Source organism: Campylobacter sp. US53, from assembly GCF_004378995.1.
In the GTDB taxonomy this organism is placed as follows: Bacteria; Campylobacterota; Campylobacteria; order Campylobacterales; family Campylobacteraceae; genus Campylobacter_D; species Campylobacter_D jejuni.
In genome coordinates, this window is sequence record NZ_RYYH01000004.1 from 133,000 (window position 1) to 146,127 (window position 13,128).

General features: G+C 29.7%; 14 protein-coding genes and 4 pseudogenes. 14 read left to right on the forward strand and 4 right to left on the reverse strand.

Features of this window, described 5'->3' with window-relative positions:
* Positions 1 to 130 precede the first annotated feature (130 nt).
* The 4 genes and pseudogenes from ELQ05_RS04610 (at position 131) to ELQ05_RS08505 (ending at position 3,078) form a co-directional block, all read left to right on the forward strand.
* Positions 131 to 859, forward strand: coding sequence for a gluconate 2-dehydrogenase subunit 3 family protein (locus tag ELQ05_RS04610; RefSeq protein WP_070316756.1), 729 nt, complete (start codon positions 131 to 133; stop codon positions 857 to 859).
* Position 860: 1 nt separating this feature from the next.
* Positions 861 to 2,582, forward strand: a complete 1,722-nt coding sequence (locus tag ELQ05_RS04615; RefSeq protein WP_070316757.1) for a GMC family oxidoreductase — start codon at positions 861 to 863, stop codon at positions 2,580 to 2,582.
* Between the two features lie 170 nt (positions 2,583 to 2,752).
* Positions 2,753 to 2,839 (forward strand): annotated as a pseudogene (locus ELQ05_RS08390) (hypothetical protein); the annotation flags it as partial.
* A gap of 31 nt (positions 2,840 to 2,870) precedes the next feature.
* A pseudogene (locus tag ELQ05_RS08505) lies at positions 2,871 to 3,078 on the forward strand (hypothetical protein).
* Positions 3,079 to 3,142: 64 nt separating this feature from the next.
* Here ELQ05_RS08505 and ELQ05_RS04630 read toward each other — a convergent pair.
* Complete coding sequence (locus tag ELQ05_RS04630; RefSeq protein WP_134224744.1) at positions 3,143 to 3,847, reverse strand: putative metalloprotease CJM1_0395 family protein; 705 nt, start codon at positions 3,845 to 3,847, stop codon at positions 3,143 to 3,145.
* A 106-nt stretch (positions 3,848 to 3,953) separates the two neighbouring features.
* Between ELQ05_RS04630 and ELQ05_RS04635 the strand changes: the two genes are divergently transcribed.
* Both ELQ05_RS04635 and ELQ05_RS04640 read left to right on the forward strand, forming a co-directional pair.
* Positions 3,954 to 4,316 carry an HIT family protein gene (locus ELQ05_RS04635; RefSeq protein ID WP_002857306.1) on the forward strand — a complete coding sequence of 121 codons (363 nt, stop codon included), beginning with the start codon at positions 3,954 to 3,956 and terminating at the stop codon, positions 4,314 to 4,316.
* Between the two features lie 73 nt (positions 4,317 to 4,389).
* The gene (locus ELQ05_RS04640; protein WP_096703063.1) at positions 4,390 to 4,962 is read left to right on the forward strand and encodes a YceI family protein; all 573 of its coding nucleotides are present in this window, start codon (positions 4,390 to 4,392) and stop codon (positions 4,960 to 4,962) included.
* A 4-nt stretch (positions 4,963 to 4,966) separates the two neighbouring features.
* Here the strand turns inward: ELQ05_RS04640 and ELQ05_RS04645 are convergent, their stop codons facing one another.
* A complete protein-coding gene (locus ELQ05_RS04645; protein WP_070316760.1) occupies positions 4,967 to 5,923 on the reverse strand; it encodes a hypothetical protein in 957 nt (318 codons plus the stop codon).
* Positions 5,924 to 5,983: 60 nt separating this feature from the next.
* Positions 5,984 to 6,193 carry a transcriptional regulator gene (locus ELQ05_RS04650; protein ID WP_002778401.1) on the reverse strand — a complete coding sequence of 70 codons (210 nt, stop codon included), beginning with the start codon at positions 6,191 to 6,193 and terminating at the stop codon, positions 5,984 to 5,986.
* A gap of 166 nt (positions 6,194 to 6,359) precedes the next feature.
* Between ELQ05_RS04650 and ELQ05_RS04655 the strand changes: the two are divergent.
* The 6 genes and pseudogenes from ELQ05_RS04655 (at position 6,360) to ELQ05_RS04680 (ending at position 10,331) form a co-directional block, all read left to right on the forward strand.
* A pseudogene (locus ELQ05_RS04655) lies at positions 6,360 to 6,769 on the forward strand (hypothetical protein).
* Between the two features lie 253 nt (positions 6,770 to 7,022).
* Positions 7,023 to 7,375: pseudogene (locus ELQ05_RS04660) on the forward strand (hypothetical protein).
* Positions 7,376 to 7,424: 49 nt separating this feature from the next.
* Positions 7,425 to 7,892: a hypothetical protein gene (locus ELQ05_RS04665; protein WP_070316762.1), complete on the forward strand. Its 468-nt coding sequence runs from the start codon at positions 7,425 to 7,427 to the stop codon at positions 7,890 to 7,892.
* 77 nt (positions 7,893 to 7,969) lie between these two features.
* Positions 7,970 to 9,547 (forward strand): ABC-F family ATP-binding cassette domain-containing protein, encoded by a 1,578-nt coding sequence (locus ELQ05_RS04670; RefSeq protein WP_070316763.1) that lies wholly within the window; start codon positions 7,970 to 7,972, stop codon positions 9,545 to 9,547.
* Positions 9,537 to 9,872, forward strand: coding sequence for a hypothetical protein (locus tag ELQ05_RS04675; RefSeq protein WP_002859498.1), 336 nt, complete (start codon positions 9,537 to 9,539; stop codon positions 9,870 to 9,872). Before ELQ05_RS04670 ends, ELQ05_RS04675 begins: the two co-directional genes overlap by 11 nt.
* Before the next feature lie 75 nt (positions 9,873 to 9,947).
* Positions 9,948 to 10,331 (forward strand): hypothetical protein, encoded by a 384-nt coding sequence (locus ELQ05_RS04680; RefSeq protein ID WP_057034859.1) that lies wholly within the window; start codon positions 9,948 to 9,950, stop codon positions 10,329 to 10,331.
* A 43-nt stretch (positions 10,332 to 10,374) separates the two neighbouring features.
* Here the strand turns inward: ELQ05_RS04680 and ELQ05_RS04685 are convergent, their stop codons facing one another.
* Positions 10,375 to 10,959, reverse strand: a complete 585-nt coding sequence (locus ELQ05_RS04685; RefSeq protein WP_070316764.1) for a YigZ family protein — start codon at positions 10,957 to 10,959, stop codon at positions 10,375 to 10,377.
* 127 nt (positions 10,960 to 11,086) lie between these two features.
* Between ELQ05_RS04685 and ELQ05_RS04690 the strand changes: the two genes are divergently transcribed.
* Together ELQ05_RS04690 and ELQ05_RS04695 are read left to right on the forward strand one after the other, a co-directional pair.
* Complete coding sequence (locus ELQ05_RS04690) at positions 11,087 to 12,313, forward strand: hypothetical protein (protein WP_070316765.1); 1,227 nt, start codon at positions 11,087 to 11,089, stop codon at positions 12,311 to 12,313.
* Positions 12,306 to 13,043, forward strand: a complete 738-nt coding sequence (locus tag ELQ05_RS04695) for an ATP-binding protein (protein ID WP_070316766.1) — start codon at positions 12,306 to 12,308, stop codon at positions 13,041 to 13,043. The genes ELQ05_RS04690 and ELQ05_RS04695 overlap by 8 nt, the downstream gene beginning before the upstream one ends.
* Positions 13,044 to 13,128 lie beyond the last annotated feature (85 nt).

Below are 13,128 nucleotides of genomic sequence, written 5' to 3' on the forward strand. Positions count from 1 at the left end.
CTATTTTTATTACTTTCAAAGATATTCTTAAATAAAATTAAGAATAACACAAAATTTATCGCTTTTTAAAGTTAAATTTATATCAATAGGAATAATATAGTCTTGTTTAAGTTATTATCAAGGAGAAGTAATGCAAGACAATATTATTGATCGCAGAAGCTTTTTTAAACTAGGGCTTTTAGGTGGTTCTGTAGTAGCAGCTAGTACTATAGGTGGCGGTGCTGTTTTAAAGGCAACAGAACTTACGCATTCGCATCAAGCTTCACAAGGAAATTCAAGTAAAATTAGAGGTAGAATGTTTTTTCAAACTCAAACTGAATTTGATACCTTAAGTGCAGCCTGTGAAAGAATTTATCCTAAAGATGAACAAGGAGAAGGAGCTATAGGTTTAGGTGTGCCTTATTTTATCGATAATCAGTTAGCTAGTGCTTATGGTTATAATGATAGAGAATATATGCAGGGGCCTTTCATGGAGGGTAAAGCTGAACAAGGTTATCAAACCCCTATGCAACGCAAAGATATTTTTTTAGAAGGCGTGTATGCTCTTGAAGAAAATGCTAAAAAGCGTTATAAAAAATCTTTTTCTTTGCTTAAAGGTGGAGATCAGGATAAAATTTTAAGCGATTTTGAAAAAGGAAAAATTCAAACTACAGGTTTTAAATCTTCTTATTTTTTCACACTTTTAAGAGATATGACAGTAGCTGGAGTTTTAGCTGATCCAATTTATGGCGGAAATGATAATAAAAACGGTTGGAGAATGATGCAATATCCAGGCGCACAAATGAGCTATGTGGATAAAATTGCAAGTGATGAATTTTTTAACATTGAACCTATGGGTTTAGCAGATATGGAGAGTTAAAATGTCTGAAGTATTAAAAAAAGTAGATGTAGTAACAGTTGGAGCAGGATGGACTGGAGGTATAGTGGCTGCAGAGCTTACCAAAGCAGGTTTGAATGTGCTTAGTTTAGAACGCGGACATATGCAAAGTACTGAAAATTTTAATTTTATCCATGATGAGTGGAGATACGGGATTAATTATGGTTTGATGCAAGATTGCTCAAAAGACACTGTGACTTTTCGTCATGACCCTAGTAGTTTAGCCTTGCCTTATCGTAAAATGGGTTCGTTTTTATTAGGTAATAATGTTGGTGGTGCAGGGGTGCATTGGAATGGTTGGACTTTTAGGTTTATGCCTTATGACTTTGAAATTCAAACCCTAAGCAAACAAAGATATGGTAATAAATTAGGCAATGATTATACCTTGCAAGATTGGGGTGTGACTTATAAGGATATGGAGCCTTATTATGATAAATTTGAAAAAACCTGTGGGGTATCAGGTGAGCCAAATCCTTTAGCAGAAAAAATGGGGGCTTTTAGATCTAGTCCTTATCCACAAGAACCTCTTGAAAATACTAAAATGCTTAAACGATTTGAAAGTGCAGCAAAAAGTTCAAATTTACACACTTATCGTTTGCCAGCCTCAAATTCTAAAGGTGGCTATACAAACCCTGATGGTCAAGATTTAGCTCCTTGTCAATACTGTGCGTATTGTGAGCGTTTTGGTTGTGAGTATGGTGCAAAAGCAAGTCCTTTAAACACAGTAATTCCAAAGGCTATGAGCACAGGTAAATACACCATACGCACTTATAGCAATGTAACGCAAATTCTTAAAAAAGACGGAAAAGTAACGGGGATAAAATTTGTCGATACTAGAACGATGAAAGAGTATATCCAGCCTGCTGATATAGTTGTACTTACTAGTTATATGTTTAACAATGCTAAGCTTTTAATGGTAAGCAACATAGGTGAGCAATACGATCCAAAAACAGGTAAAGGAACTTTAGGTAGAAATTATTGTTATCAAATGAACATGGGTACAACAGCTTTCTTTGATGAGCAATTTAACACCTTCATGGGTTCAGGTGCTTTAGGAACTACGAGTGATGATTTTAACGGAGATAATTTTGATCATTCTAAGGAAAAATTCCTTCATGGAGCTATGATTTATAGCGTTCAGCTTGGAACTCGCCCTATACAATCAGCCCCACTTCCAGCAGGAGCTCCAACTTGGGGTGCCGAATTTAAGAAAGCATTAAACTATAATTTCACAAGAGCTATTACAGTAGGAGGACAAGGTGCTTCTTTGCCTCATAAGAATAATTATTTAAGTCTTGATCCAACTTATAAAGATGCTTTTGGTATGCCACTTTTACGCTTAACTTATAATTTCACCGATCAAGATAGAGCTTTGCATAAATTTATCACAGATAAAACAGCTGAGGTAGCAAAAAGAATGCAAGGAGTAAAATCAATCAAAAAAGGTGCTTATCTTAAGGATTATAGCGTTGTGCCTTATCAATCTACTCATAACACAGGTGGAACAACCATGGGCGCAGATAGAGAAACTAGTGTGGTTAATACTTATTTACAACACTGGGATGCGGATAATCTTTTTGTTGTAGGAGCAGGAAATTTCCAACATAATAGTGGATATAATCCAACTGATACTGTGGGAGCTTTGGCTTATCGCTGTGCTGAAGGTATTTTAAAATATCATAAAAGTGGAAAAAGCTTAGCTTGATAATAACTTGAGAGTTTTTGAAAACTCTCAAGATTATAAATTTTTAATTTTCTTCCGATATAGTATATAATATCAAGGAAGGCAAAAATGATTAATGGTGTAAATTCTTATTCAAACTACAATTATACAAAAAGGCAAATGTAGTCTGCTCTTGGAGGGTGGTATGCAAGATGATTACTTTAAGTTCTTTTAATAGATATTTTGGAAATAATCCCCTGCAGACACTTACTAAAATTAGAGATGAAAGTATTGAAAATGCAAAAATTTAAATTATAAAAAGGATAAAAAATGTTAAATATTTTACATTGCAAATTCAAGTCATCGTTTCCATAAATGTATGCCTAAGGAAGTTCATCAAATATATGATACTTTAAAGCTTATGGAACAGCAAGAAGGTACAAAAAAAGTAGAAGTCAAAAAAGAAGAGCAAAGTAATTCTACAAATACAGATAAAGCAGATAATAAAAAAGATAAATTTTTAGACATGTCCGTTTAGTTTTAAAACAAAGCTTTATTTATAAGGAAGATTGGCATAATTTTTTTTATTTAAATTAAGAATTTTAAGATGCGATATTGAATTTAATGTCGTTATTTTGCGAGTTTTGTTGATAAGTTTTGGCTATGAAATTTTTAAAATCTTTATCAAAATTTGAATTTTTATCGTTGTTTTTTGAATCTTTATCTGTTTTTTCTAAGCTATTTTCTGAATTTTTGTCATCTTTTTCTTTATTTTCTTCTTCTTTTTCTTTGGCTTCTTCGGCTTTAAGTTTTATTGCTTCAGCTCTTGCTTCAAATTCCATTTTTGAAGCATTTGCTGCAACTTTATAGTCTTGCGGGCTAGGATCAGCAGGAGCCATAGCTGCTGCTGCGATTTGTCTTGCATTGGCTATAGTTTCTTCTGGTGTGTTTCCTTTTTGCATGCTGATAGGAACTTCGCCCGCTGTAGCATACATTTGATTATCAGGGCCTCTTGTATAAGTAAAACTTGCAGCACCTGCTAAGCCGCCGCCCGCTGCTTGATGTGCAGCTTCATGAGCTTTTACATTTCTATCGATACTTTGAAGTTCGCGAACTTGAGCTACTTCTTTTTGGCTTAGCTCTACGCCATTAACCATTTGGGTTTGTTCGCCATTTTTTTCTTTATCATCTTTATTTTCACTAAGATTTTTTTCATCTTTTTGAGTGGAATCGGATTGATTTGTTTTATCAAAAGAAGGTTTGCTAGAGTAGTAATCATAAGAGTTATAACTTGAACTAATTTGCATTTATCCTCCTTTTTGTTTTTTAAATTTTAGGAATTTTAACGCATTTTGACTTAAAAATTTGATAAATTTTGTAAAATAATCATAAATACAATTTCAAAGGAATGTAATGATTTATGAAAATGATTTGATTTATATAGAGAAAGAGGAGGCTCAAGTGCCTTGGCTTAAAATTTTTACTAAAGAAATTTATAAAGAATTTAGCGATTGTCCTTTAGAGTTGCAAAAGGAACTTTTTGAAAAAATTTTACTTTGTGAAAAGGCTATGATAGAATTTTACAAACCTGAAAAAATCAATATCGCCTCTTTTGCAAATTATGTGCCAAGGGTGCATTTTCATGTTATGGCAAGATTTAAAGAAGATGCGTTTTTTCCTGAGTGTATGTGGGGAAAACAGCAAAGAGAAGCAATAAAGCTTGATTTGCCTAAATTTGAAGAATTTGTAAAATTTTTAAATAGTAAAATTTTTTAATTTTTATTAATGATTTGTTATGTTTTATCTAATAAAATTTTTATATTGAAAATTACTATAAAAAAGGAAAAAAATGAAAAAAGTTTTATTAAGTTCATTGGTTGCGGTGTCTTTGTTAAGCACAGGTTTGTTTGCTAAAGAATATACTTTAGATAAAGCACATACAGATGTAGGTTTTAAAATCAAACATTTGCAAATTAGCAATGTAAAAGGAAATTTCAAAGATTATTCTGCGGTGATTGATTTTGATCCTGTGAGTGCTGAATTTAAAAAGCTTGATGCAACTATAAAAATCGCATCTGTAAATACAGAAAATCAAACAAGAGATAATCACTTACAACAAGATGATTTTTTCAAAGCAAAAAAATATCCTGATATGACTTTTACAATGAAAAAATATGAAAAAATCGATAATGAAAAAGGTAAGATGACAGGAACTTTAACTATGGCTGGGGTTTCTAAAGATATTGTTTTGGATACTGAAATCGGCGGTGTAGCTAAAGGCAAAGATGGAAAAGAAAAAATAGGCTTTTCTTTAAATGGAAAAATCAAACGCTCTGATTTTAAATTTGCGACAAGTACTTCAACTATTACTTTAAGTGATGATATTAATTTAAATATCGAAGTTGAAGCAAACGAAAAATAATTTTTTAGTCTAAGAGTCTTGCTCTTAGACTTTGTAAATTTTTATCCAAATTTTCTTCACTTTCTTGCCAAATTAATTTAAAATCTGGTTTAAAATTTTCATTTTCTAAATTAAATTCCGTGTTTTTCAAGGTGGATTCTAAAAAAGCAAGATGATTTAAAGCTTGATTTTTATCATTAAAAATTAAAATAAAATCATTGTCTACGATGAAAATTTTTGCTCTAAAGCGTTTTAAAATTTTTGCAATTTGTTTTAAGATGAGTTTGGCATAGCTTTCTTTAGTATCTTTTAGTTCATTAAAATGAAGCAAGGCAATGATATAGTTGTTTTTTCCCTTTGTAAAGCGTGTAAGGCTTTTTTCATTAGGTAGTTTTGTTAAGATGTCAAAAAAAGCCAATTTATAAGCGTGATTTAAAAGATAAAAACAAAAAACTAAACTTGCAAATTCAAAATACCTTATTCCTGCTCCTTCTTGGAATAAAAACTGAAAATATGCAGCAAAAAATGCGATAATAAGATAATATTCTTTAGTTTTAAAAGTTTTGATAAAAATGAGTATTAAGCCGACTAAAAAAAATAAAAATCCTAATTCACTCACAGGCTTAAAAAAATCTAATGCAATAAAATGAAATTCTAAACCAGCGCTATTAAAAGTAGTATTTCTAGGTAAAATGATGCTTAAAACGCCTATAAAAATAAGGGTTGTAATTGAAGCGATATTTTTTTTACTTAAAATTAAAGCATGGTGTTTTCCAAGGCAAAATAGAGTAAAAATCATAGGTAAAAACAAAGCCACAAATAAATTAGCTTGAAAAAAACTTGTATAAAAATAAGGCAACTTAGCTCCTAATAGCACTAAAGTTAAAAAGAAAATTCTTGAATTTTTAAAGTAAAAGGATAATACAAGTGCTGAAATTTCAAAAATAAAACTCAATGATATTAAAAAATCTAATAAAAACATTTCAAATCCTTGATTTTAATAAAAGTGATAATTGTATAGAAAAAAGCTTAAAAGTGGACTTTATTTAAATTTAGCAATCTCATCTTGTATAGTTTGTTCTATATGAAGTAATTCTTCATGAGTTTTTTTACTATTTTCTAAAAGTTCATCAAATTTAAAGCCAAGCATAACAATACGATATAAATTGGGTTTATATTTTCTCCAATTATATAAAGTGCTAACATCAATGTCTAGTTCATATGCCATATCACGCTTGCTCTTTTTTGTCATTTTTTACCTTAAAAATTTAGCCTTTAAAAAATTTTACATTAAAATTTCTTTATTAAAAACACTTGAAATATTCAATCTTTTATATAAAATATATTTAATATTTCAATATTAATTAAGTTATAGTATGGAATAATTCGAGATATTTTTTAATTTTCAAGGAGTAGTTATGGATTTCAATTCGGTTCTTTTCAGTATTGGCGATAAATTGCCAAAAGATGCATGATGCTAAAAGAGAAATTTGATCGCTTAAATGAGGATAAACAAAAAGAAGTAGTAGCACAGCTTCCAATGATAAAGCTAAAAAGTCCCGCTCTAGTATTTTGGGTAGGGACTTTTTTATTTGGTGCTTTTGGAGTGGGTCGTTTTATGATAGGAGATTGGGTTTTAGGGCTTATACGCTTGGGAATTACAATTGTAGCTATGTTTTGCGGTATTTTAATGATTACATATAGTGCTTTAGGGATAATATATGGTTTGTTGTGGCTTGTTAATTGGATTTGGTGGATTGTAGATATGTTTTTAGTGGGTAAAAAATTAAGAAAACAAAATTTTGAAAAGATTGCAAATATTATATAATAATTTCGAGTTTTATGAAAAACAATCAAAAATAAGTTTGCAAAATATTTTTATCAAGTTTTTAGTAGATTTTGTTTTTGTGGCAAGTGAGGTTTAGAATTCTTAAGCAATAAAGAAAATTGCTTTTAAATATTTTGTCTGTTGCTTCAAATATTGCACAGGTTTTTTTAGAGATTACAAGTAAAATGGTGGACTTGGTACAGATGAAGAGAAACTAAAATATTATTTAGGTGAACAAAAAAGGAGGAAATTAATGAAATGTTTTAATGCGAAATTTATGTTTGTTGGAATTTTGGCAGTATTTTTGAGTGCTTGTAGTAGCGGTATTCCAAAATGTAGTGATCAAGATGTACAAAATGTTTTAACTGAGATTATTTTAGAACACAATTTTGGTAGATTTTCTGAGGTTGATCGTAAAAAGTTGAAATTTACTTATAGCGGTTTTATGAGCGATTTAACCGATAAGGAAAGTAAAACACAGTATTGTAAAGCTCAAGTAAAAGCAAATGGAAGTATTGATTCTCCCCTTACAAATGGGATGCTTGGATCGAGTATTTTGCTAGATATACTGATGATGGTATGGTATATGTAGAAATTACCAGATAACTTTTTAAGGCAAAAATGCCTTAAAAAGTTAATTTTGAGGAGACTGGATATGGACTATAATGTTTTTCTTTTAAATATACAAGATAAAATAAATCAAGAAGATTTTTTCAATTTAAAGCTTAAGTTTGAACAATTACAAAATAAAAAAGAAGCTTTATCAAATTTGGTATTTTTAAGACTTCAAGATCCTATAAAACCTTTAATTATGAGTATGATATGTGGTTTTTTAAGTTTAGGTTGGTTGGCAATCGTTAGATTTATGATAAAAGACTATGCATTAGGAATATTGCGTATAATATTATCTTTATTTCCTTGTGTGTTATTTTTGATACTAGGAATTAGCTATGAAAATGATTCTAACTTGGATATTTCTGAAATTTTTTTCGGGTTGTTTGGAATTTTTCTATTATTAGGCATTATTTGGTGGGGAGTAGATTTATTTTTAGTCTATAAAAAAATTAAAAAACAAAATTATAATAAAATTATAGAATTTATTTTTAACTATCAAAAAATTTAATTTTAAAATTAAAAATTCAAGCCTTTTTCGCTACAATTTCTTAAAAATTTTTATAAGTAAAAAATTTAAGGAAAATCATGGTTGAAGTAAAAAATCTTACTATGCGTTTTGCAAATCAGCTTTTATTTGAAAATGTGAATTTAAAGCTTGTTCGAGGACAAAGATACGGACTTATCGGTGCTAATGGTGCGGGAAAATCGACTTTTTTAAAAATTCTTTCAGGAGAAATTGAGTCAAGTAGTGGTGAAATAGTATTTGATGAAGGTTTAAAAATCGCAGTTTTAGGACAGGATCAATTTGCCTTTGAAAACTACACCATCAAAGATGCAGTGATGTGTGCAAATAAGCGTTTATATGAGGCCTTAAAAGAAAAAGAAAAGCTTTATATGAGCGAGGAATTTACAGATGAGATCAATGAGCGTTTAGGTGAGCTTGAGATAATAACGGCCGAAGAAGATCCAAATTATGATTGTGAAACGCGTTGTGAAAAAATTTTAAGTTCTTTAAAGATTAAAGATTTTGATGCTTTGATGAGCACCTTACAAAGTGCGGATAAATTTAAAGTCTTACTAGCTCAAGTTTTATTTTTGGGCGCTGATGTGCTTTTTTTAGATGAGCCTACAAATAACCTTGATTTAGAGGCGATTTCTTGGCTTGAAAATGAACTTTTAAGACATGAAGGAACTTTGGTTGTCGTCTCTCATGATAGGCATTTTTTAAATAAAATTTGCACAAGAATTTTAGATGTGGATTTTAAACAAATTCGTGATTTTGCGGGAAATTACGATGATTGGTATATGGCTTCAACGCTTTTGGCAAAACAAGCTGAGCTTAAACGTGATAAAACCTTAAAAGAAAGAGAAGAATTAGAAAATTTCATTCGCCGTTTTAGTGCAAATGCTTCTAAGGCAAAACAAGCCACAAGCCGTGCTAAAGCACTTGAAAAACTAGAGCTTGAAGAGATTAAAATTTCAAGTCGTAGAGATCCTAGCATAGTTTTTAGAACCAATCGTGAAATAGGTAATGAAGTTTTAGAATTTAAAGGTATAGGCAAGGCTTATGATAAACAATTGTTTTCAAATTTGGAGCTAAAAATAGAAAAAAATGATAAAATCGCTTTGATCGGGGCAAATGGTATGGGCAAAAGTACTTTGGCAAAAATCATCGCCCATGCTATAAATCCAGATAGTGGATCTATGCATCTTGGGGCAACTATAGAGCTTGGATATTTTCCTCAAGATACAAGTAATTTAATTTGTGAAAATTTGAAACTTTATGAATGGTTGATGAGTGAAAAATTTAAAGATCTAGATGAAATCCGTAAGTGTTTAGGTAGAATGCTTTTTAGTGGCAGCGATCAAGAAAAAATGGCAGCAAGTTTAAGTGGGGGTGAAAAACATCGTTTAATGCTTTCTCGTTTAATGCTAGAGCGTCCAAATTTCTTGCTTTTAGATGAGCCTGATAACCATTTAGATCTTGAAAGTATTATTGCACTAGGTGAAGCTTTGTATAATTTCAAAGGTGTAGTGCTTTGTATCAGCCACGATAGGGAGTTAGTTTCTGCTTTTGCTAATAGAATTTGGCATTTAGAAAATGGTAAGCTTACGGATTTTCGTGGAACTTATCAAGAATTTTTAGGAGAAAATGATGGCTAAATTTAGAATTCAATACAGCGCAGGTTTTGGGCACTATACGCAAAATCACAAGGGTTTTGGACCTACGATTTATATAGAAGAGGTCGTAGAGTTTGATAATGGCAAGGATTATTTTGATTATATAGATTTTTATAAAACTTATTCAAAGAGCGATGATACTTATTTTCATATTAGTTTTTTAGAAGATAGACCTCTAAGCGATAAAGAAATCACGATTCGCAATGAATACCGCAAAATGCGTGATGAAAACTGTAAAAAAGCCAAGGAAGAATTTATAGCTAATAATGAGCTTGATGTGGAGCATTTGCCTACTCATCATGATTGAAAAACATTAATTTTTGCATAAAAAAGGAACACTTTTTGCTTGTATAGTTTTTGCATATTTTGAAAGGAGAAAACTATGCAGGTAAATTATAGAACGATCAGCTCGTATGAATACGATGCTATTAGTGGTCAGTATAAACAGGTGGATAAACAGGTTGAAGATTATTCTTCATTTGGAAATTCTGATTTTATGGATATATTAAATAAGGCGGATGAGAAGTCAAGCGGAGATGCTTTAAATTCTAGCAATAGTTTTCAAAGCAATGTGCAAAACTCAAATTCAAATTTAAGTAATTATGCTCAAATGTCAAATGTTTACGCTTATCGTTTTAGACAAAATGAAGGCGAGTTGTCTATGAGAGCTCAAAGTGCTAGCGTTCACAATGATCTTGTGCAACAAGGTGCAAATGAACAAAGTAAGAATAATACTTTGTTAAATGATTTATTGAACGCAATTTAATCAAAAGCTCCATTTTGGAGCTTTTGTATTTACTTGCAAGAATTTATAATTTCTCTATTTCAAAAGGTGCAAAATTTTTACAAAAAATTTCAAATTCTTGCTCCTCTTTTTCATTTAATTTGATATGTAATATAGCTTTGCAATCCTTAAAATCTTTTGTGAAATTAAAAGAATAAGTTTTTAAAAAATGTTCAAAACGATTTAAATTTTTTAAATCAATAGCAATGGATATATTTTTTTTCAATTCGAATAAAAGTAAAGAAGAGTTATTAATCACGGCATTTGCTGCATCGCTATAAGCTCTTACAAGTCCCCCTGTACCAAGTTTTATACCGCCAAAATATCTTACAGTGATTAAAGCCGCATTGATAAGATCATAGCCCCTTAGAACATTTAAAGTTGGCATTCCAGAAGTTCCTTTAGGCTCTCCATCATCGCTTTTATCTTCTACAATTTGATTAAAATCATTTAAAACACGATAAGCATAGACAAAATGAACAGCTTTTGGATGCTCTTTTTTTAGCGTTTCTATTAAAAATTTAAAATCTTTAAAAGGGCAAAGAAAAGATAAGAAAATAGATTTTTTAATATCGATTTGTGTTTGAAAAATTTGATTAATAGTTTGCATTTTTGCCTTTTTTTGTTTAAAATTATACTTATAAAAACTAAAATCAATTTGATGTTAATTTTTAAGATATTTGATATTTATATGATTTGCATTGATATTTTAAGTTTAATTTTGTAAAATTTTCGTTATGGAAAAAATCAAAAATTATAAACTTATCACCATTTTACTTAGTCTTGATTTGTTGGCTTTGCTTTATGGAATTTCAACACTGAGTATTAGTACTGATGAAGCTGATATTTATTTTGGTGAGCAGGGTAAATCACTTATTTTTTTCCATAGTTTGCTTTATTATATATCTCATTTTGGAACTTTTATTTTTGGGCAAAATGATTTTGGTTTAAGGCTTCCTTTTTTATTTTTTCATTTTTTAAGTTGCTTGCTTTTGTATTTGCTAGCTTTAAAATATACTAAAACTAAAATTGATGCTTTTTTTTCTTTATTGTTATTTGTTTTATTGCCGGGTACTGTTGCAAGTGCTTTGCTGGTTAATGCCGCATCTTTGGTGATTTTTTTAACCCTTGCTATATTATGTGCTTACGAATATGAAAAAAAATGGCTTTTTTATATATTATTGATTATAGTATTATTTGTTGATAAATCTTTTAATATTTTATTTTTAACTTTTTTCTTTTTTGGGATTTATAAAAGAAATGCTATTTTATTTACCTTATCTCTTGTTTTGTTTGGAGCGAGTATCAGTTTTTATGGTTTTGATACAGGTGGTCGTCCAAGAGGTTATTTTTTAGATACCTTAGGAATTTTTGCTGCATGTTTTTCTCCTTTGGTTTTTGTGTATTTTTTTTATACTATTTATCGTTTGACTTTTCAAAAATATAAAAATTTATTATGGTTTTTAATGAGCGTAACATTTGTATTTTGTTTGTTGCTTTCTTTAAGACAAAAACTTTTTTTAGATGATTTTTTGCCTTTTTGTGTTATTTGCACTCCTTTGCTTATAAAAACTTTAATGCAAAGTTATAGAGTGAGATTGCCAGTTTTTCGATTAAGGTATAAAATCTTTATAGAATGTTCTATAATTTTTTTGATATTTTGTTACTTTTTAATCGTCGCTAATCAATTATTGTATTATTTTATAAACAATCCAAATCGTCATTTTGCCAATAATTATCATTTTGCTAAAGAATTGGCGCTAGAATTAAAAAAACAAGATGTTTTAGAGCTTGCAACAGCCCCAAGTTTGCAAAAAAGATTACGATTTTATGGAATAAAAAATAGCAATAAGTTTTATTTAAAAGCTTTAAAACAAGCCGATAAGCATGATATGGACAAAAAAATTGTTAAAGTAAAACTTGGAAAATATGAAAAAGTATATCAGATTTTAAACTATGATTAAAGCTTTCAGTTTGTTGGAATTTGTGTTTATAATTCTCATTTTAGGTATAGTTTTTAATTTAGGCAGTCTTTACTTAAAAAAAGACAATCTACTAGAAGGTGCAATACAAATTCTTAATGATATCCAATATACCCAAAGTTTAGCCATGATGCAAGAAGGCATAAGAGTTGATGAGTTGGCTATCGCAAAAAGAGAGTGGTTTAAAAGTAAATGGCAGATTTATTTTATAAAATCAGCTGCCACAGGTTATGATCAAACATATACTATTTTCTTGGATAAAAATGGCGATGGAAATGCTAATTTAGGTAAAACTGAAATTAATATAGATAGAGAAATTGCTGTTGATGTAATCAATCATAACAAATTAATGAATTCAGGTCAAAGTGGAGTTATTGGTAAAGATGATGAAAAAACTACACAAAGATTTAATCTTACAAAAAGATTCGGAATAGAAAAGGTTGAATTCAAAGGATCTTGTTCAGGATTTACTAGATTAGTATTTGATGAAATGGGCAGAGTGTATTCTCCGTTAAAAAATGCCAATTATGCATATGAAAAAACTTTAGCAAAGAATAATTCAGATTGCATTATACGTTTGTTATCAAAAAAGGATGCTCTTTGTATCGTTATAGATACGCTTAGCGGTTATGCTTATATTCCAGATTTTAAAACACTTAAAAGTCAATTTGTTAATATAAAAAATAAAAATTACGAGTGCTCTAAAATATAGCCCCCATTATACTTATATAAATACTTACACAAATATTTATACTATTTAATCCTTTATTTAATCCCCTTTTAAGTTTAATTGGTTA